This is a genomic window from Arthrobacter vasquezii (assembly GCF_029455255.1).
GTDB lineage: Bacteria > Actinomycetota > Actinomycetes > Actinomycetales > Micrococcaceae > Arthrobacter_D > Arthrobacter_D parietis.
On record NZ_JAROKN010000007.1, the window covers coordinates 59735 to 79058 of the forward strand.

Genomic DNA, 19324 nt, shown 5'->3' on the forward strand with positions numbered 1-19324 from the left:
TCAACCGCCGAGTTCACGGGTGATGGCAGCGGCACGCTCAGCTGCCGCCCGGGCGCCCGCAGCCACGATATCCGGCAGGCCCTGCTCATCGAAGGTGGCAATCGCGCGCTCCGTTGTTCCGTTCGGGCTGGTCACTGCCGTGCGTAGTGCCGTTGCGTCAGCACCCTCCTCCGCAAGCATGAATCCGGCACCGGCCACGGTCTCGGTAGCGAGCAGCTTCGCGAGTTCCTCATCGAGGCCGAGCTTGACCCCGGCGGCCGCCATTGCCTCGGCAAGGTAGAACGCGTACGCCGGCCCGGAGCCGCTCACCGCAGAAAGGGCATCGACCTGCTCTTCCGGGATCTCGACGACGGTGCCCGCGGCTCCCAGGACGGTGCGCGCCTGCTCCATGAGCTCGGGCGTCGCGCTGGTGCCGGCGGAAATGGACAGCACGCCGCGACCAAGACTCGACGGCGTGTTGGGCATGCTCCTGATGACCGGCTGGCCCTCCGGCAAAGCCGCCTCAAGCATGGCGAGGGAGATAGCAGCGGCAACACTGATCACCACCGTGCCCGGCTTCAGTGCCGGTGAGATTTCCCGTGCCAGGTCAAGGATGCCAACTGGCTTCACCCCCAGCAGTACGACGTCGGCCTTGGCCGCCGCTGTGCGGTTGGCATCCGGGTCCTTCACTGATGACAGAACGGACACGCCGTTCCTTCGGGAGAGATCGGCCGCCTTCTCAGGATTTCGTACAGTGGCGGTCACCTGCGCCGGAGAAAGCCCGGCGGCAAGCAAGCCCGCCAGAATTGCGCCATTCATGGAGCCGCAGCCTAGAAAGGAAATGTGCTGTGGGATGTTGATAGCCATCGGCCCATCGTGTCATGAGGAAGTGATTCCCAGCATCCTCACAGCCTGCATGGGGCTGAATATCCAGAAATAGCAGTACAGTCGTTATTACCTCATAAAGGTGCGAGTGATGAGACCGGGCTCTCCCTGGCTCGGTCTGTGCCGGTGAGCCGCAGCAGTGTTTCCCCCAATCACGCTGCGGCTCACCGGCACACTTTTTTGCTCACTCGACCGGCCCCGCGTTAATGTACTTGCGCTCAATGGGTCCCCAAACGCACATGGCCAACCCCAACAGAGGGCATGGGTTCATCCGCTTCAAACATGAGAGTGTCGAAGCGGCGGAGGATCAGGCCTTCCCTCAGCGCCCAGGGGCAGATATCCATCTCGGACACATTGAAGATTTCAAACGCTGCCTCAGCCACAAGCGCACCGGCAAGAACCTGTCGGGCCCGCAGCTCGGACACCCCGTCCAGGTTTGTCCGGTCCGCCGCTGACATTGCTTCCAGACGCTTCGCCCACAGTGCAAGATCCTGCAGACGCAGGGTACGGCGAACAAAGGGTCCGGCCGCCGACGGCGCAGCCCCGGCGATGCGGGCCAGGGATCGAAAGGTTTTCGACGTCCCGGCAACCAGATGCGGTGTACCGAGACGGGCGAAGCTGGCCGCCGGTTCCTTGAGGGTCTGCCGGATGTGCCTGCGCAGATTTTTGACGTCGAGGGGCGCAGGCGGGTCACCGGGCAGCCACTCACGTGTAAGGCGCCCCGCACCAAGTGGGACCGAGCGGGCAACTTCAGGAAGTTCGTCGCGGCCCATCGCCATTTCAAATGAACCCCCGCCGATGTCCAGGTTGAGGAGCGACCCAGTACTCCAGCCATACCAGCGCCGCACCGCCTGGAAGGTCATGGCCGCTTCCTGGTCACCGGAAAGCTCCTGCAGGACCACGGAGGTCTCCGCCTCAACGCGACGAAGCACGTCCTCGCCGTTCCCCGACTCGCGGATGGCCGAGGTGCAGAACGCGAGAAAATCCTCTGCGCGATGATCGGTTGCAAACGCACGAGCCTCGCGAATGAAACCGACCAGTTCCGCTTGCCCTTCGTCGCTGATCAGTCCCTCTGCGTCGAGGTAGCTCACCAACTGGAGCGGACGTTTGTGGGATGCATAGGGCACGGGCCGCGCCCCCGGATGAGCATCCACGAGAAGTAGATGCACTGTATTGGACCCGATATCGAGGACGCCTAGCCGCATACCCCCATTATGTCGCGCGCCGGTTCCGCCGGCTCAACCGTCAGCCGAGCCGGCGTCGGAGATTGGAACTACTTGCGTGCGGTGGCCTTGCGCTTCGCGGGTGCGCGGCCGCCGGACTTGCGCGGCGCCGGTCCCTTTGCCCGCTTCTCTGCCAGCAACGCCACAGCAGTTTCCCGGGTCAGCTCCTCGATGGCAGTGGACCTCGGCACGGTGATGTTCGTGACGCCGTCCGTAATGTACGGGCCGAACCGGCCTTCCTTGACGACAATGGGCTTCTCCGACACGGGATCATCGCCGAATTCGGCCAGCGGCGGCGTCGCAGTGCGCCCGCCGCGCTGCTTCGGCTGGGAGTAGATTTCAAGCGCCTGCTCCAGCGTGATCGTGAAGATTTCCTCTTCCGAACCGATCGACCGGGAGTCCGAACCCTTTTTCAGATAGGGCCCGAAGCGTCCGTTCTGGACTGTGACCTCATGACCTTCAGCATCCTTACCGAGGACGCGGGGAAGATTCATCAGCTTCAGCGCTTCCTCAAGAGTGACCGTCTCAACGGTCATCGACTTGAAGAGCGATCCGGTGCGCGGCTTCACCTTGACGGGCTTCTTGGGTGGCTTGGGCTTGCCGTTCTTGTAGTATTCCACCGGCTGGTTGGCCAGGTCCTCGGCAGTGGGCTCGGGAATGAGCTCGATTACGTAGGGGCCGTAGCGACCGTCACGCGCCACGATGGTGCGCCCGGTTTCGGGGTCCGTGCCAAGGACGCGTTCCTCGGACGCTGGAGTGTTCATCAGCTCAACGGCCTTCTCCGCCGTCAGCTCATCCGGAGCGAGGTCCTCGGGCACGTTGGCCCGCTGCGGCTCGGTGCCCTCGGGCGCATCAGCGGGCAGTGGCTTCTCCAGGTACGGGCCGAACTTGCCCACGCGCAGGATGATGCCCTCGGCAATTTCGACCGAGTTGATGCGGCGTGCATCGATTTCCCCGAGGTCGTTCACGATCGTGCTTAGCCCGGTGTCCTTGCGGTCCCCGTAGTAAAAGGAGTTGAGCCACTGGACGCGGCTCTCCTCGCCACGCGCGATGCGGTCGAGGTCTTCCTCCAGTGCAGCAGTGAAGTCATAATCCACATAGTCGTGGAAGTGCTCCTCGAGCAGGCGGACCACGGAGAACGCGATCCAGCTCGGCACCAACGCCTGTCCGCGCGTTCGGACGTATCCGCGGTCCATGATGGTGGAAATTGTTGCCGCATAGGTGGAGGGTCTGCCAATACCGCGTTCCTCCATCAATTTCACCAGCGACGCTTCTGTGTAGCGCGGCGGCGGGGAGGTTTCGTGACCGATGGGCTGGATAGCTTCGGCGCCGAGGGCATCGCCCGTGGTGAGGTTCGGCAACCGGCCGCCCTGTCCGGACTGATCGGTCCCGCCTGTTGCGTCATCCTCGTCCCGAGAAGCGTCCCTGCCCTCCTCATAGGCGGCCATGAAGCCGCGGAAGGTGATGACGGTACCGGAGGCCGAGAATTCCGCGTCCTTGCCATCGGGCGTATGGGCCCCCAGGCGTACCGACGCCGTCGAACCCTTTGCATCCGCCATCTGGGAAGCGACGGTGCGCTTCCAGATCAGCTCATAGAGTTTGAACTCGTCACCGTGCAGTTCCTTGGCCACCTGGGCGGGTGTGCGGAAGGAGTCACCGGCCGGACGGATGGCCTCGTGGGCTTCCTGCGCACTCTTGGACTTTCCCTTGTAGACGCGGCGAGCATCAGGCACGAACTCGGGACCGTAAAGCTCCGAGGCCTGCCGTCGCGCGGCGTTGATCGCCTGATCGCTCAGCGCCGCAGAGTCCGTACGCATATAGGTGATGTAACCGTTCTCGTACAGGCGCTGGGCAACCTGCATGGTGACCCGTGATGAGTAGCGAAGCTTGCGTGCGGCTTCCTGCTGCAGCGTCGAGGTGGTGAAGGGCGCGGCGGGGCGGCGCGTGTACGGCTTGGTGTCAACCGAGCGAACCTCGAATGCGGCCTGCTCAAGCCCTTCGGCAAGGGCGGTAGCGGCTGCCTCGTTCAACACAGTGACGTTCTGCGACTTCAGTTGACCGAGGTCACTGAAGTCCTTGCCTGTGGCAACCCGGGTGCCGTCCACGGAGATGAGTTTCGCGCTGAAGGACTCGCCCTTCGAAGTGTCTTCCGGCGAGAACGTACCCGTGAGATCCCAGTACGACGCCGCACGGAATGCCATACGCTCACGTTCACGCTCGACCACCAGACGGGTGACTACCGATTGAACGCGCCCAGCAGACAAGCCGCGCGCAACCTTGCGCCACAGCACCGGGGAGATTTCATAGCCATAGAGCCGGTCAAGAATTCGACGCGTTTCCTGGGCATCAACCATTGGAATGTCGAGATCGCGCAGCTCCTCCATGGCACGCTGGATGGCCTCACGCGTGATTTCCGGAAAGGTGAGCCGGTACACGGGGACCTTCGGCTTCAGTACCTCGAGCAGGTGCCAGGCGATAGCCTCGCCTTCCCTGTCACCGTCAGTTGCGAGGTACAGCTCGGTGGCGTCCTTCAGAGCCGCCTTCAACTCGGCGACGCGCTTCTTCTTGTCTGCCGATACTACGTAGTACGGCTCGAAGTCCTTCTCGAGGTCCACCGCAAACTTGCCGAGCGAGCTCTTCTTCAGCTCCGCGGGCAGGTCCGATGGTTGGGGCAGATCCCGGATGTGTCCCATCGATGCGGCGACTTCGAAGCCCTCGCCGAGGTAGCCGGCGATCGTCTTGACCTTGGTTGGAGACTCGACGATGACGAGCTTCTTGCCGGGCTTTTTGTCCGTTGCCTTAGCTGGCACTTCACTCCTCGATACAGGTGCTTCTTAAACAGCAGAACAGCCGCTCATTCTGAGCTCAATATTCGAATTGGTGGGCGTCCTGCCCTTCTCAGTATGCGGTACGCCTACCTGCACTAGGGTAACGGCTTGGCTGGAGACACCGGTTCGGGGACGAGGAAGCCGTCCGCAACCAGGTTGCGCACCTCGTCCAGCAGTGCAGCAGCGAAGGCGTCGTCGTCGCGGTCCAACAGCGACGCAAGGGCGCCGATGATCTGGCCGGCGGTGAGGTCGCCGTCGCACGCTGACACGAAACCGGCCAGCTCCGTGCTGAGCAGCGTGGTGCGTCTGAAGCCCGCGCCCTGCCGCAGCAGGATCACCCCGGGATGCTCAGCGCCCGGACGCTGGTGCCGCTCTTCCGTGACGTCCCCGGCGACGAGCAGGTGCTCGTCGACAAGGTCGCGGCAGTTTCCGAGCCAGTCATGCCGTTCTACCGCTGCGACGAGATGCGGTCCGATGGGCTGTTCGAGCTCGTGAGTGATTTCCTCGAACCGGCGGAGCGTCGCCGGTCCTCCGGCGTTCCGCAGCCATACCATGCCAAAACCGATGTGCTCGACGGAACGGGAGGCGAAGTCGGCAAGGTAGTCGCTGAAGCGGTCGGCGAAGCGGGTCGGGTTCCGGTTCTCGGCAGCATCGCGCAGCCACGTCTCGGCGTAATGGGTGGGCGTGAGCTGTTCCCGCTGGACAATCCAGGCGTCTGCGGTTTCCGGCAGCCATCCCGCTAACCGACTCTGCCAGGTGAAACCGTCCGGGATCTCCCAGTTTCCCAGGAGCTGCGCCGATCCGCCCGGGATCAGAACGGATGGAAGGTCGCGGATCAGGGAGGAGACGATGTCGTCGCCAGCGAGGCCGCCGTCCCGGTAAGTGAATTGCTCATCCCTGGTTTCGCCGGAGTGGCGCGGTGTAATGACAAACGGCGGGTTGGACACCACCTGGTCGAACGTCTCGCCGCTCACCGGCTCCAGCAGACTGCCCCGCCGAAGCGAAACCCGGGCCTCCAGGTTTTCCGGATCGATCCCCAGTGCCGCAGCGTTGAGCAGCAAGTTGAATCGCGTGACTGCGAGCGCGCGTTCCGAGACGTCAGTCGCTGTGACGTGCTCCGCGTGCGCCAGGAGATGGAAGGTCTGAATTCCACAGCCGGTGCCGAGGTCCAGCGCGCGTTCGACCGGCGCGCGTGTTGCGAACTGGGCGAGCGTCAGCGACGCCCGGCCGATCCCGAGCACATGGTCGGTCCGCAGGACCCCGGGCCGGACGTGGGAGCCGAGGTCCGAGGCTACCCAGATTCCGCCTCCGGTGTCTGACGAGTAGGGGCGCAGGTCGATCAGGGCGCGGAGACCGCCGTCGTACTCTTCAACCAGTCCCAGCGAGCGCAACCCGCCCGCACCAATTGACGGAAGTGCGCCGTCCAGGACGGCCGTGGGCAGCGCCTCGCCGAGCAGGAAAACCAGTACGACGGCGGCAAGCCGGCTTTCTGTGCTGTCCGGTCTTCCGGCGCTGTCCTCCCCTTCGCTGCGCTGGGCGGCGCGTGCGGCCAGGAGAGCGGGAACCGTTTGGTCCCGCTCCAGCGAGGCGTAGGCATCAGTGCCCACGAGGTCTGCCACGCCGTCGACCGTGTAGTTCGCCGCGGTCAGGTCCGCTGCAAGACGGTCGAGCAGACTCTGGTCATCGCTGCGCGGGGCGTGGGGTACTGCGGCAATGATCGACACGGAGCAAGCCTATTGGGCCGGAGCCTTCCATGCTGTTTACTGAGCGCATGGGAACTCAACCGCGGCGGGTAGCGCTCGCAGTCTCCGGCCTTTTCGTTGCCCTGATGACCAGCGCCTGCACGGCGGCCGAACCGGAGGTTGATCCGTCCTCGGTGGACCTGGAGTCCTGGTCGCAGTCAATGTTGGGGACGGAACGCGGAATGTCTTTCGCCGGCGGACATCAGGGGGACGCGGCGAGCGGCGGATCCTTCTATGACGTCGAACCAGGGTGGTACGAGTTGACCATGGCGTGTGCGGGCGGGGACGCGATGGCCCTGGAACTACTTGCAGACGGAACGACTATCAGCAATGGCACCACGAGCTGCGACAGTCCGGCAGTGACAGCGCATCTTGAGCTTCGTGCGGCGGCGGACGAGCTCACCCTCCGCGTGACCAACTCCGGTGCGGAAATGGTGTGGACCGCGGGGCTGGTCCCCGGCGGGAAGCCGGCAGAAGCGCCGTAGCGTTCCGCAACATCTGTCCGTCGCGTACCATTGCTCCATGCTTACCAGCCAGCGATTTACCAGCCCCCGGCCGCCTGTCGGCCGTGAGGGCTATCCGCTGTACGTCTTCTAGCAGCCAGGTCCGCACGGTGTCCGCGGCCGGGGGTTTCCTCCACCCCCTCCTTAGACACTTCCCGAAGGACCGACCATGTACCTTTCCATCCCCCAGCTCACCGCCGCCCTGTCCATCCGTGACCTCACCGATCCGGAACAGGGACCTCACGCGCTGCAGGACCTGCTCGACGACGTCATCACTTCGTTGACGCGGGCCTGGAGCATTCCCGCCGAGCTGCAGCGAACCACTGGCCTCGTTGCCACGACGGACAACTACGACCGGTTGGGCTACGCCCCCGACGACGTCACGCGGGACGCCCGGTACTCACGCCATGCCAGCCCAACGGTGATGCTCCGAAGCCATACGTCCGCCGGGATCCCCGCCGTTCTTGACTCCCTCGCGGACATCGAGCAGCCGTACGATCGGCTCCATGTCCTTCCGGGCCTGGTTTACCGCCGCGACGCCGTCGACCGCACGCACGTAGGCACACCGCACCAGGTTGACCTATGGCGCTTGAACGCGCGTGGGCTGCTGGGTGAGGCTGACCTGCGTAGTATGGCCGCCGCCGTTGTCGAGGCAGTCCTGCCCGGGGCTCGCTGGCGAACCGTTCCCGCCAACCATTCCTATACGTCGCACGGCCTGCAGATCGACGTAGAGACGCCCGCCGGCTGGCTCGAACTGGCTGAGTGCGGCCTCGTGCGTGCGGGAATTCTTCGCACCTCGGGACTGGATCCTCGTCGCTGGAGCGGCCTCGCGCTCGGAATGGGACTGGACCGGGCACTCATGCTGCGAAAGGGCGTGGATGACATCCGGCTGCTGCGCTCACCCGACCCCCGTATCGCCGCTCAGATGCTGGATCTTCAACCATGGCGCCCCGTCTCCCTCATGCCGGCTGTCCGCCGCGATCTTTCGATTCTCTGCAATCCCGACGCAGACGAGGAAACGCTGGGAGATGCGGCCCGGGAAGCGCTCGGTCCGGAGGCGGAGATCCTGGAGTCGCTGGTGATCCGCGCCCGCACGCCGGTGGAGCAGCTTCCGGCTGCCGCCGTCGTCCGTCTTGACGCCCAGCCGGGGCAGGTGAACCTGCTGATTCGCCTGACGCTGCAGGCACTGGACCGGACACTCACCGATACCGAAGCTAACGCCCTGCGGGATCGCGTGTACCTCGCGCTCCACGAGGGACACGTGCTTGAGCTGGCGGCCGGGTGAGAGCTGGGGAAAGCCGGCTCAGCTCAGGCGGCGCCCACTGCGGTGGCTTCCGCCTCGTCCGTTTCGCACCCCTGCGGGCAGCGAAGCGTGGCGGGGTCGGAGGCACACTGGGAGCAGTACAGGGTCAGGTTCCGGCAGCTCAGGTTGGAACAGTTCTCGAACTTGTTGGTGGGCGCGGAGCAGCGAACGCACTTGCCGATCGTCTTGGCATCCTTGCTGAACTCTACGTGCATGCGCTTGTCGAAGACGTACAGCGAGCCTTCCCAGAGACCCGCGTCCCCGTACGTCTCTCCGTAGCGCACAATGCCGCCCTGAAGCTGGTAGACCTCGTTGAATCCGCGGTTGACCATCAGGCTGGAAAGCACCTCACAGCGGATGCCCCCGGTGCAGTATGTGACCACCGGTTTGTCCTTGAGGTGGTCGTACTTCCCGGAATCGAGTTCGCGCACGAAGTCATGGGTGGTGTTCACTTCCGGGACAATCGCGTTCCGGAACTTGCCGATCTGCGCTTCGAGGGCATTGCGGCCGTCAAAGAAGACGACGTCGTCGCCGCGTTCGCTGACCAGCTGATGCACCTGCTCCGGCCTGAGATGGGTGCCGCCGCCCACCACGCCGTTTTCATCCACCTTCAACTCCCCCGGCGCGCCGAAGGACACGATCTCCTCGCGGACCTTGATGCTGAGCCGGGGGAAGTCTTCCGCCCCGCCCTCGGACCATTTGATGTCCATCTTTTTGAACGCCGGGTACTCGCGGGTTGCCTTCACGTACTGCTTGACGGCGTTCAGTTCCCCGCCGACGGTGCCGTTGATGCCGTCCTTGGAGATGAGGACGCGGCCGCGGAGTCCCAATTTTTCACACAGGGCGCGCTGCCAGAGCCGCACCGCTTCGGGATCGGACAGCGGAGTGAACGCGTAATACAGGACAATCCGGTTCATTGACACGCATTCAAGGGTACCGGCAGGCCGCCCGCGAGGTCTCAAATCGGCAACCTCTTTCCCGGGCTATGTCTTTACGGTCTGGTCCCCACTATCGTTCAGGCATGGGAGCCGCTCTTTCCGATCAACTTGTCCGCACCTGGGTTTTCGGCTGGGCAAAATGCCGAGGCTACACGCCGCAGGAGAACGGGAGCAGCCTGTCCGTTCTGCTCACGGACCAACAGAACCACCTCGAAACCATCGTCTATGAGCCCACGATCGGAGAATTGCTCGAGCTCGCCGGAGAGACCCGCGAAGATCCGCTTCGTGTGCTGACCGTCGTCACCAACCGCGCGCAGGAACTCCTCGAAGCCGCGGCTCCGCTCGGTCTTCGGGTCACGGACCGCCAGCAGGCTCTGATGTGCGCAGAGATGGACGGCCAGGATGTCGAAGCCCCCCGGCCACCGGACGACGAGTTCAAACTCGAGCACATTCGCGAGGATGACTGCAGGCGTGTTTCGGTGACCGTGAACGGTGAGGAGGCTGCCCGGGGTTCGGTGGCCAAGCAGGATGAACACGCAGTCTACGACCGCATCATCACGTCTCCGCAGCACCGGCGGCGGGGCCTTGGCAGCTTTGTCATGCGCGCGCTGACCGCCGACATCCTGGAAGACGATGTTGAAACCGGCCTGCTGATGGCATCCGAGGAGGGACGCCAGCTGTACCAGTATTTGGGGTGGACGCACCTGGCTGATGCTTTTGTGATCCGCCGCTGATTTGTGCCGGGGTGACAAACTGGGCAAGTGGCTGCCCATGATTCCCTGATTCCGCTGCTCGGCGGAGTTGATCCTGAGCAGCTCGTTTCTGTCAGGGAACTCCCTGCCCGCGACGCAGTGCACAGCCCGTGGCCGGCATGGGTGCACCCTGAGGTGGTGGAGGCCTACCAGGCCCGAGGAATAGTAGAGCCCTGGAAGCATCAGAGTGCTGCGGCGGATGCCGCCCATGCGGGGTCCCACGTCGTCATTGCCACGGGTACTGCCTCGGGCAAGTCTCTGAGCTATCAACTGCCGGTCCTTGACGCCATCCACCGTTCGGCACTTGAGGAGAGAGTGTCGCTTGAGCCGACCGGCGCCGTCGCGCTGTATCTTTCGCCGACAAAAGCGCTGGCCGCTGACCAACTCTCAGCCATCTCCTCTCTGGGGCTGGCTACGGTCCGCGCAGATACGTACGACGGCGACACCGACTCCGGTGCGCGTCGCTGGATCCGCGACCACGCCAACCTGGTTCTGGCGAACCCGGACATGCTTCACTACGGCATCCTGCCGAATCACACCTGGTGGGCAAGGTTTTTCCGGCGCCTTACCTACGTGATCGTGGATGAAGCGCATAGCTACCGCGGTGTTTTCGGTTCCCACGTCGCCAACCTGTTGCGCAGGTTGCGACGCGTCTGTGCCTACTACGGCGCTGACCCCGTGTTCATCGGGGCCTCGGCGACATCGGCTGCTCCCGCGGAGTCCTTCGGCAAGCTGATCGGCGCTCCAGCTCAGGCGTTCACCGAGGACACGTCGCCACACGGGTCGACGACGGTGGCTTTCTGGGAACCGCAGCTGACCGATCTTCGCGGCGAGAACGGCGCCCGGCAGCGCAGGACCGTCATTGCGGAAACCTCCGATCTACTGGCCAATCTGGTCTCTGCGCAGGTTCGGACCATCGCCTTCATCAAGTCCCGCCGAGGTGCCGAGAGTATCGCGGCACATACCAAACGGCTGCTGAGCGAAGTGGATCCCACGCTGCCGGCGCGCGTCGCGGCCTATCGGTCAGGGTATCTGCCCGAGGAGCGCCGTCAGTTGGAGGGTGCGCTGCGGTCCGGCCGGTTGCTCGGTGTGGCGAGCACGTCCGCGCTGGAGCTGGGGATCGACATAACAGGTCTGGATGCCGTCCTCGTGGCGGGCTGGCCGGGGACCCGTGCGTCCCTGCTGCAGCAGATCGGGCGGGCCGGGCGGTCAGGTCAGGACGCGCTCGCCGCCTTCGTGGCCAGCGACGATCCGCTGGACACCTATCTGGTGCACCATCCCGAAGCGGTGTTCGACGTTGGTGTGGAGGCAACGGTCTTCGACCCCGCCAACCCCTATGTGCTGGGACCGCACCTCTGTGCAGCAGCGGCGGAACTGCCGCTGACGGTTGAGGACCTTCCCCTCTTCGGGGAAACGGCTCCTGCCCTGCTGGCTCAGTTGGTGGATCAGGGGCTGCTGCGCAACCGTCCGGCAGGGTGGTTCTGGACGCACCCGCAGAGTGCTGCCGGCATGGTGAACCTGCGGGCGGACGGCGGCGGCCCGATCAATATCATCGAGAGCGAAACCGGCACCGTTCTTGGAACCATGGATTCACCGCAGAGCCACTATCAGGCTCACACGGGCGCCGTCTATGTTCATCAGGGCCAGAGCTACGTGGTGGAGGAACTGAACGAACAGGATCACTGCGCCATAGTGACCCGTTCCAATCCCGACTACTACACACAGGCCCGGGACGTCACGCAGATTGAGGTGATTTCCGAGCTGCGCAACACCTCGTGGGGCCCCATCCGGGTGTGCTTCGGGGAGGTCAAGGTAACCACCCAGGTGATCTCCTTCCAGCGCAAGGCCTTTGTTTCGAACGAGATCCTCGGGGAGGAACCGCTGGAGCTCGGTGCGCGGGATCTCTTCACGAAGAGCGTCTGGTTCGAGTGCGATAACCGCCTGCTTGAGAGCAGTGGGATCAGCGCGGCTGACCTGCCGGGCGCTCTTCATGCCGCTGAGCATGCCGCGATCGGTCTGCTGCCGCTGGTCGCCTCGAGTGACCGATGGGACATCGGCGGAGTGTCCACTGCGCTCCATGCTGATACCGGGCTCCCCACCATTTTTGTGTACGACGGCCATCCGGGCGGCGCGGGCTTTGCTGAACGGGGTTTTGAGGCGGCGAAGACCTGGCTCGGTGCTACCGCTGAGGCCATCCGCTCGTGTGAGTGCCACACCGGTTGCCCCTCGTGTGTTCAGTCTCCCAAGTGCGGCAACCGCAACAACCCGCTGAGTAAGCACGGTGCACTCACCCTGCTCAGCATGCTGCTGGCGCAGGCCCCGGACGGGGAGCCTGCGCCAGGCAAGGACATGTCGGGCGGGCAATCCTCCTTCCACTAGGGATCTGATGACGGTGGACCGGCTCGGGCACGCCCCGATGCCGGGGGAAGCGCGGGAATGGAATCGACCTCGGTGGAAATCCGCACGATGTGTCCTGATTCTCCCTCGATCACGCATCCCGTCAGCCGGGCGTCCTGGAGGGAAGCTACTTCGGCGGCTACCGCGCACGGGTTCCCGTCTCGGAGCCCGCGCGCAGCATCAGCCCCCGCAAGCGCTGACAGGTCCGCGGCCGTAGCTGCCCTCGAGCCCGCCACTGACGCCTGCGCAAACAGGACTACAACTGAGAGCAGCAGCAGGGCAGCCAAGGCGACGCCGGTCATCAGGACGGTGCCGGATCCAGCTTCCTTGCCTGCACGAAGACCCATCATTCCTGCTCCGGCAGTGCAACTGCGCGGGCTGAGAGACTAACGTCGAGCAACTCCAGTACAGGCACATCCACCGCGGTGTTGACGGTGACGGTGCTGGTGGAGCCGTTGGACTGGACCGCGATATCCGCCTGCTCACCGGCAATCCGCCGGACTGTTCCCTCGACGACGTCCGAAGACTCGCCGCGCATGATCTCGCGGGCCCCGGCCCTCGCCGCTTCCTCAATCCGCAACTGGGACAAGCCGAGTGCCGCAGCACCGAGCACGACGGCCAGCAGAACCACCACAGCCGGAAGTGCTACTGCCACTTCCGCCGTAACGGCCCCTGCTTCTTTGGGCTGCGCTACCCGCGGTCCAGTCCGTTCCACGCCGGTCAGCCGAAGCTGAGGGCGTTGGTGATCAGCGACATGAGCATGCCGCGGATTTCCCCACTGGAAAGGACTGCGACCAGGAGCGCCGCGAACCCCACGGCGGCGAGGGTGGCGATCGCGTACTCGGCGGTTGCCAGCCCTGCCTCGGACCGCATCAGCGCACGCCGTGTACGGCGGTTGGCCGTGACGGGCTCGGGCCGCAGTGACGTCACTGTGGCAAGTGGCCTCGCTCCGCCGGGGAATTTCTGCGGGCCGCTGGTCCGGGTTGTTGCTGCGCTGTGGGCTGTTGCTGCGCTGTGGGCTGTTGCTGCGGTGGGGGCTGTTGCTGCGGTGGGAGCTGTTGCTGCGGTGGTGGAACGTGTCATGACGACTCCTTGGTTGACGGATTCCGGTTTGATCCTGGCTGGCGGTTCAGCGGCTGCTGAACCGTCCGGACCGCTTCAGCGGCTGATTCGAGTCTTTCGCGCTGCCCGTCGGCAGGCCCACCGAGATACCGGTAAGTGGAAAAGTGCAGCACTTCCCTTCGGTTGTGGAGCACGACACCAGCGGCACGGCAGCGGTAGCTGCGGCGATGGTGGTGGGCACTGCGGCGGGAGGGCAACGGTGGTAAGCGATGCTCGTGGCCGCGGCGATGTGGCGACCGCCGCTACGTGAAGGCCGGAAAGAGGCCGACCAGGATGGGAATGACGCCGAGGCAGACGAACGCGGGCAGGGAGCAGAGACCCAGGGGCACAACGAGCCGCACGCCGAGAGCAGCAGCGCGCTGCTCTGCTTCCCGGTTCCTTCTCCGTCTGAACTGTGTTGCGTGGGCGGTGACCACCGCAGCCGACGGCGCCCCCGTGGTTCCGGCGAACCGCAGGGCATTTCCCAGTTCTTGGGCCGCCCTGACGTCCTTTGTGTGCGGAACCGCCGCCCACGCGACGTCCCAGGAGGCTCCGAGGTCCAGTGCCGTCTTGACGGAGGTCAGGGCAGCGCCTGCCGGTGCTGATGCTGACCGGGCGAGGACGTCGAGACCGCGCTCCAGGGATGAGCCGACCGCAAGCATGGACGCCATCAGGTCCATCATCAGCGCTGGATCATCCAGCCCATCATCCCGAAGCCTCCCCGCACCACCCGGTAGCGGACTTGCCGGATGGGCGCTGAGGGGCGGGGATCGATGCAGGACCCAACAGGCAACGAAGAGCGCAGCGGCGATGAGTGCACCGGTCATATGGGATCGCCTTCGGCTGTCCGCACCAGCCTGCTCGACCAGAGCCGGCCCATGATGGTGAGCACGCATCCTGCACTGAGTGCTGCGACGCCCGGCACCGAACCGAGAAGGACAGCGAGGGGATCCACTCCAATGAGGTAGCCCACCGCGAACCCGAACAGCGGAAGCCAGGAAAGTAAGCGGACCGTGGCTCTGGGTCCGGCGAGCGCCGTATCGCGGGCAGCATCAGAGTCCAGCTGCGATTCGCGTTGCACTGCGTAGCGGGCAAGTACGGCCGCGAGGGGCGCTCCACTGCGCTCGGCCACCTCGAGACAGGCAGCCAGGTCCTTCCACAGTGTCCGCAGCGCCGTGTCCCTGCTGCGGGTGGCTGCCTCCCGCAAAACCTCCGGAACACTGAGTCCGAGCTGGGCAGCCTGATGGGCTGACCACAGCGCGGGTTTCACCGCGGACGAGAAGGCCGTTCCGGTACTGCCGCCATGGACGCTGAGTGCATCTCCCCACAACTGGGAAGGCGTCCGTCCAGCCTGAAGCAGGCCGGTCAACTGATGGATGAACAAGGGGATTTCGTGTGGATCAGTCTTCAGCGGACGCCCCCGAGAGAGAGGCCGCAGAAGCGCACCCACCTTCCTGCGCCCCCGGCCCTCGTTGCGCGGGGAGCGGCGGGGAAACGCCAGGACCCCGCACGCTGCGAAGAGCAGGCAGGCAATCAGTACTCCGCTCATTGTCAGCGGCCCCGCTCGAGCTTCAGAGCCAGCGCCTCCCACGCCGGCCCACGCTCCGATACCGCTCCCCGTCGCGCGAGCGCAGTTCTGACCACCAGATCACCGCCGGCGGTCCTCTCGAGGACGCCGACCTCCGAGACGGTGCGGCCGCTGCCTGCCCGGACGACGTGGACGATGACGTCGAGGGCGTTAGCCGCCTGCTGCGCCAGGGGCTGCGCTTCCATCCCGGCCAGGGCTGCGAGCGCGGAAAGCCGGGCAGGAACGCTCGCCGCAGAATTTGCATGAATTGTTCCACCGGCGCCGTCGTGCCCCGTGTTCATGGCTGCCAGAAGTTCGCGGACCTCGGCGCCGCGGCACTCGCCGACAATCAGTCTGTCCGGCCGCATCCGCAGCGCCTGACGTACCAGTTCAGCCAGATCCACGGATCCGCTGCCCTCAAGGTTCCCGTGCCTGCTTTGGAGTCCGATGGCATGGGGATGTGCAGGACTGAGTTCAGCGGAATCCTCGACCGTGACCAGGCGTTCATTGGACCCGCTGAGCGACAGCAGGGCAGCGAGCAGGGTTGTCTTCCCCGTACCCGTAGCGCCGCTGATCAGGAAGTTCAAACGCTTGCTCACGATCCCTCGCAGTACCGAGGCCATCTGAGCATCCAACGCCCCGGAGGACACGAGCTCGTCGAAGGAATAGTGCCTCTGCCGTTGGATACGGATGGAGAGTAGTGTCCCCGTTGTGGAAAGCGGCGGGAGGACGGCGTGCACCCGGAACCGGTCCAGCCGCACATCAACGCAGGGGTTGCCGTCATCAAGCCTGCGACCGCCCGCTGCAACCAGGCGTGTGGCAAGTGCGCGCACATCAGCATCGCTGGAGAAGGTGAGATCCCTGCGCTGCAAACCGCCGCCGCTGTCAACCCAGACTGCGCCTGGACCGTTGACCAGGATGTCCGTGACTTCCGGGTCCTCCGCGAGCCGCTGTAGTGGTCCCAGCCCCTGCAACTCAGCGCGGACGCGGTCGAGGGTCCGGAATGCGCCCTCGGACCCCAGTAGGCGCCCGGTCGACTGGACTGCGGCAGCGAGCCGGGCTCCGGTGACGGGCTCTGCTTCATTGAGCACGGCGTCCCGTACCTGCGCAACCATGGCGGCGTCTGCCGGCAGGGCATCAGGGCGGACACGGCGGGCTCTGACCTGCTGATTCATGCGATGGCCTTGTTCGCCCCGGGAAGCACCGTGTCGAGGACTGAGCGGGCGCAAGCCCGCACGGCGCGATGCCTTGCCAGATCCAGTACCCTCCCCTGGTTTTCGCTGCCGACGGCGGCACGAAGGTAAGGCAGATACCCGGCGTTCGGCACACCGATGGCATCTGCCACCCGATCCGGGTCGAGGTCCGGGCCCAGCGGACCGCGGACGAGGGCCCGGACGGGCAACGGCTGCAGCTGCGCGACGAGCGCGCGGGCAGCCGAAATAGCGCGGACACGGCCGGGTACAACGATGAGGACGCTGTCACAGTACGGAAGCAGTGATCCGTCAGCCGACCATCCTCGCGCAACGTCTACCACCGTCAGATTGAACGCTCCCCGCGCCGCCTCCATAATGGGAGGTACTGCTGCTGATGCGAGAATTCCCGGAGCGGGCGGCTCGGTGCCCATGGACAGCAGCGAGAAGCCGCCGAGCGACGGCAGCGCATGAATCAGCTGTTCCGGGTTCAACGTTCCGCGGACTTCGCCAAGATCCGGCCACCGTACGCCCGGCACGGATTCATCGCCGAGAGAGAGCTCGAGCCCACCACCGAAGGGATCACCGTCCACAAGGAGCGGGTGCAGTTCCCGTGAGACCGCGGACGCAGCCAACCAAACACTGATTGTGCTGGCACCTACCCCGCCGACGGCCCCCAACACACCGACGACCGTTCCCTCATCACGGACGCGCTGCAGCATGCCCAGATGCTCAGCCAGCCAGCCGGCAGCCTGCGGAAGGATAGCCACGCGATCGGCATTGCACCGCGAGGCAGCCGTCCACGCTGCCGCCTCATCACTGTCAAGACCAACGACGATCACCGCGCAGCCCGAGACAGCATGCCGCGCACTGTTGCAGTCCAACAGCACGACGGCGGGACGTAGCGCCAGCGCCTCGCCCACCGTTGAAACACTTGTGAGGGCAAGCCCCGCAGCAACCGCCACGCGCGCCACCTCATCGCGGACGCGTTGTGAGGAGGTGACCAGCACGACGGCGGCCGATTCAGCTGCTGGGATCCACGAAGACATACGGCCAGCCTGCCCTCCAGAGTGCACCGGGTCATGCCCGTGGCGGCGTATGTGGATATCTTCAGCAGAAGTGGAGGAACTGTGGGCAACGGCCGGAGCCTCCTGGTGGCCGCCAACGAAACCGCGGGCGAAAAGGTGGGCAACAATAGGAGGCGTGTATATCGTCCTTGCACCGCCGTCTGGCGGGCAGCGCCTGAGCGGAGTGGACGATGCCCAGGCAGCGTTTGTACCGGTGGACTCAGCGGGAGCGCCCACGGCAGACGCCGTCGTTGTTCCTGCAGTGCACATCGGTGAGACCGTCCGGGAACTGGAGCGGCCGGGAATCCGCTGGGTGTGGGACAACACACGCACCTGGTACCCGCGCATGCTCGCCGCAGGCGTCACCGTTGAGCGTTGCCACGACGTCGCACTCAGCAGGGAGATACTGCGCCACTCCCCCTCCTGCGCAGGAACGGAGTACGGCAACCGCCTGCAGTCCCGCCCCGATGAAGCCGAGGACGCGAACCCCGTCCGGGTGCTGCCGCCCGTGGCAGCGTCGCCTCTCCAGGGCAGCCTGTTCGAGGCGGCACAGCCTGCCGGCGGCGCAGACGCACTTCAGGTAGCGGCGGAATTCGCTGAGCAACAGCAAGCGCTCAAAAACAGCGACCGACCAGCACAGCTGGCCCTGCTGGTCGCAGCTGAGTCCGCCGGCGCACTCATCGCCGCCGAGATGGAGTTTCACGGCATTCCGTGGCGCGCAGACCTCCACGACGAGCTGCTCACCTCCCAGCTCGGGCCCCGCCCGCGGGAAGGCCATCGACCTGCAGAGCTTGAGCGCCTGGCGGCTGAACTGCGCGGGGCTCTCAACAATCCCCGGTTCAACCCGGATTCTCCGCAGGAACTACTGCGCGCGCTGCACCGGGCGGGCATCGAAGTGTCCTCGACAAGGTCCTGGGAACTCCAACGCCACACACATCCCGCCATTGCGCCGCTGCTGCAGTACAAGAAACTTTCCCGCCTCCTCACCGCCAATGGCTGGACCTGGCTGGACACCTGGGTACATGGCGGCAGGTTCCGTCCCGAGTACATTGTCGGCGGCAGCATGTCGGGCCGCTGGGCGTCCAATGGCGGCGGCGCCCTGCAAATTCCGCGCCAGGTACGTGATGCCGTCCGCCCGGACCCGGGCCATGTGCTGATTGTCGCTGACGCCGCACAACTTGAACCACGCGTACTTGCTGCGCTCGGCAAGGATTCCGCGCTGGCGACGGCCGGCCGCGGGCTGGACCTGTACCAGGGCATTGCAGACCAGGGCTTCGGCGGCGACCGCGCCAAGGCCAAACTTGCGATGCTCGGAGCTATGTATGGCGCCACCACCGGTGAATCCGGCCGTCTGATGCCCCAGTTGACCCGCACCTACCCTCAAGCAATCTCCGTGGTTGAGGCAGCAGCACGAACCGGCGAGGCGGGCGGCGTCGTCGCAAGTTTCCTCGGCAGGGGCTGCCCTCCGCCGTCGGAACGGTGGCTCGCCGCTCAGCGCACCAGCAGCGCCGCCGAGCAGCAACGCGCTGATTCCCTCGCTCGATCGCGCGGCCGCTTCACACGCAACTTCGTGGTCCAGGCCACTGCCGCGGAGTGGGCACTGTGCTGGCTGGCGGAATTACGACGACGGCTACGGGCCGGAGCTGCCGACTTCAGCAGTGCGCACATCGTCTTCTTCCTGCATGACGAGGTGATGCTGCATGTCCCGGCCGAGCTGGCCGACCGGGTATCGGCGATGGTCACCGAGGCTGCTCGGTCCGCCGCGCACCTGATGTTCGGCCACATCCCGGTGGAGTTCCCGGTGAACGTTGAGGTGGTGAACTCCTACGCCGATGCGAAGTAGCTGGAC

17 protein-coding genes are annotated in these 19324 nt (G+C 65.2%); 5 read left to right on the top strand and 12 right to left on the bottom strand.

Annotated features, from left to right (window positions below; all coding sequences use genetic code 11):
* From proC to P4U43_RS05080, 4 genes are all read right to left on the bottom strand, one after another.
* Complete coding sequence (proC, locus tag P4U43_RS05065) at positions 1–834, bottom strand: pyrroline-5-carboxylate reductase (RefSeq protein ID WP_277357788.1); 834 nt, start codon at positions 832–834, stop codon at positions 1–3.
* A gap of 248 nt (positions 835–1082) precedes the next feature.
* Entirely contained in the window at positions 1083–2069 is a 987-nt protein-coding gene (locus tag P4U43_RS05070) for a Ppx/GppA phosphatase family protein (RefSeq protein ID WP_277357741.1), read from the bottom strand.
* 68 nt (positions 2070–2137) lie between these two features.
* The gene (gene topA / locus P4U43_RS05075) at positions 2138–4897 is read right to left on the bottom strand and encodes a type I DNA topoisomerase (protein WP_277357742.1); all 2760 of its coding nucleotides are present in this window, start codon (positions 4895–4897) and stop codon (positions 2138–2140) included.
* A gap of 113 nt (positions 4898–5010) precedes the next feature.
* Complete coding sequence (locus tag P4U43_RS05080) at positions 5011–6639, bottom strand: DUF7059 domain-containing protein (RefSeq protein WP_277357743.1); 1629 nt, start codon at positions 6637–6639, stop codon at positions 5011–5013.
* 47 nt (positions 6640–6686) lie between these two features.
* Here P4U43_RS05080 and P4U43_RS05085 point away from each other — a divergent pair, with 47 nt between their 5' ends.
* Together P4U43_RS05085 and srmL are read left to right on the top strand one after the other, a co-directional pair.
* Complete coding sequence (locus P4U43_RS05085) at positions 6687–7142, top strand: hypothetical protein (RefSeq protein WP_277357744.1); 456 nt, start codon at positions 6687–6689, stop codon at positions 7140–7142.
* A gap of 187 nt (positions 7143–7329) precedes the next feature.
* Positions 7330–8445 (top strand): PheS-related mystery ligase SrmL, encoded by a 1116-nt coding sequence (gene srmL, locus P4U43_RS05090; RefSeq protein WP_277357745.1) that lies wholly within the window; start codon positions 7330–7332, stop codon positions 8443–8445.
* Between the two features lie 23 nt (positions 8446–8468).
* Here srmL and trhO read toward each other — a convergent pair whose 3' ends face one another.
* Positions 8469–9386: an oxygen-dependent tRNA uridine(34) hydroxylase TrhO gene (gene trhO, locus P4U43_RS05095; protein ID WP_449658166.1), complete on the bottom strand. Its 918-nt coding sequence runs from the start codon at positions 9384–9386 to the stop codon at positions 8469–8471.
* A 98-nt stretch (positions 9387–9484) separates the two neighbouring features.
* Here trhO and P4U43_RS05100 point away from each other — a divergent pair, with 98 nt between their 5' ends.
* A complete protein-coding gene (locus P4U43_RS05100) occupies positions 9485–10135 on the top strand; it encodes a GNAT family N-acetyltransferase (protein ID WP_277357746.1) in 651 nt (216 codons plus the stop codon).
* Between the two features lie 27 nt (positions 10136–10162).
* Complete coding sequence (locus P4U43_RS05105) at positions 10163–12532, top strand: DEAD/DEAH box helicase (RefSeq protein ID WP_277357747.1); 2370 nt, start codon at positions 10163–10165, stop codon at positions 12530–12532.
* Here the strand turns inward: P4U43_RS05105 and P4U43_RS05110 are convergent.
* The 7 genes from P4U43_RS05110 to ssd form a co-directional block, all read right to left on the bottom strand.
* A complete protein-coding gene (locus P4U43_RS05110) occupies positions 12529–12900 on the bottom strand; it encodes an Rv3654c family TadE-like protein (RefSeq protein WP_277357748.1) in 372 nt (123 codons plus the stop codon). The two genes, P4U43_RS05105 and P4U43_RS05110, sit on opposite strands and share 4 nt — an antisense overlap.
* Complete coding sequence (locus tag P4U43_RS05115) at positions 12897–13265, bottom strand: TadE family type IV pilus minor pilin (protein ID WP_277357749.1); 369 nt, start codon at positions 13263–13265, stop codon at positions 12897–12899. Before P4U43_RS05115 ends, P4U43_RS05110 begins: the two co-directional genes overlap by 4 nt.
* Positions 13266–13270: 5 nt before the next feature.
* Entirely contained in the window at positions 13271–13633 is a 363-nt protein-coding gene (locus P4U43_RS05120; RefSeq protein ID WP_277357750.1) for a DUF4244 domain-containing protein, read from the bottom strand.
* Between the two features lie 281 nt (positions 13634–13914).
* On the bottom strand, positions 13915–14478 hold the full coding sequence (locus P4U43_RS05125) for a type II secretion system F family protein (RefSeq protein ID WP_277357751.1): 564 nt from the start codon (positions 14476–14478) through the stop codon (positions 13915–13917).
* On the bottom strand, positions 14475–15200 hold the full coding sequence (locus tag P4U43_RS05130) for a type II secretion system F family protein (protein WP_277357752.1): 726 nt from the start codon (positions 15198–15200) through the stop codon (positions 14475–14477). Before P4U43_RS05130 ends, P4U43_RS05125 begins: the two co-directional genes overlap by 4 nt.
* A gap of 2 nt (positions 15201–15202) precedes the next feature.
* Complete coding sequence (locus P4U43_RS05135; protein ID WP_277357753.1) at positions 15203–16393, bottom strand: TadA family conjugal transfer-associated ATPase; 1191 nt, start codon at positions 16391–16393, stop codon at positions 15203–15205.
* A complete protein-coding gene (gene ssd, locus P4U43_RS05140; RefSeq protein ID WP_277357754.1) occupies positions 16390–17457 on the bottom strand; it encodes a septum site-determining protein Ssd in 1068 nt (355 codons plus the stop codon). The genes P4U43_RS05135 and ssd overlap by 4 nt, the downstream gene beginning before the upstream one ends.
* 154 nt (positions 17458–17611) lie before the next feature.
* Between ssd and P4U43_RS05145 the strand changes: the two genes are divergently transcribed.
* Positions 17612–19318, top strand: coding sequence for a bifunctional 3'-5' exonuclease/DNA polymerase (locus P4U43_RS05145; RefSeq protein ID WP_277357755.1), 1707 nt, complete (start codon positions 17612–17614; stop codon positions 19316–19318).
* Positions 19319–19324 lie beyond the last annotated feature (6 nt).

What these genes read in the sequence shown, in the direction of transcription:
- P4U43_RS05070 (WP_277357741.1), bottom strand. Translation starts at nt 2,069, where the DNA reads ATGCGGCTAGGCGTCCTCGATATCGGGTCCAATACAGTGCATCTACTT.
- P4U43_RS05085 (WP_277357744.1), top strand. Translation starts at nt 6,687, where the DNA reads ATGGGAACTCAACCGCGGCGGGTAGCGCTCGCAGTCTCCGGCCTTTTC.
- srmL (WP_277357745.1), top strand. Translation starts at nt 7,330, where the DNA reads ATGTACCTTTCCATCCCCCAGCTCACCGCCGCCCTGTCCATCCGTGAC.
- P4U43_RS05100 (WP_277357746.1), top strand. Translation starts at nt 9,485, where the DNA reads ATGGGAGCCGCTCTTTCCGATCAACTTGTCCGCACCTGGGTTTTCGGC.
- P4U43_RS05110 (WP_277357748.1), bottom strand. Translation starts at nt 12,900, where the DNA reads ATGATGGGTCTTCGTGCAGGCAAGGAAGCTGGATCCGGCACCGTCCTG.
- P4U43_RS05120 (WP_277357750.1), bottom strand. Translation starts at nt 13,633, where the DNA reads ATGACACGTTCCACCACCGCAGCAACAGCTCCCACCGCAGCAACAGCC.
- P4U43_RS05125 (WP_277357751.1), bottom strand. Translation starts at nt 14,478, where the DNA reads ATGACCGGTGCACTCATCGCCGCTGCGCTCTTCGTTGCCTGTTGGGTC.
- P4U43_RS05130 (WP_277357752.1), bottom strand. Translation starts at nt 15,200, where the DNA reads ATGAGCGGAGTACTGATTGCCTGCCTGCTCTTCGCAGCGTGCGGGGTC.
- P4U43_RS05135 (WP_277357753.1), bottom strand. Translation starts at nt 16,393, where the DNA reads ATGAATCAGCAGGTCAGAGCCCGCCGTGTCCGCCCTGATGCCCTGCCG.
- ssd (WP_277357754.1), bottom strand. Translation starts at nt 17,457, where the DNA reads ATGTCTTCGTGGATCCCAGCAGCTGAATCGGCCGCCGTCGTGCTGGTC.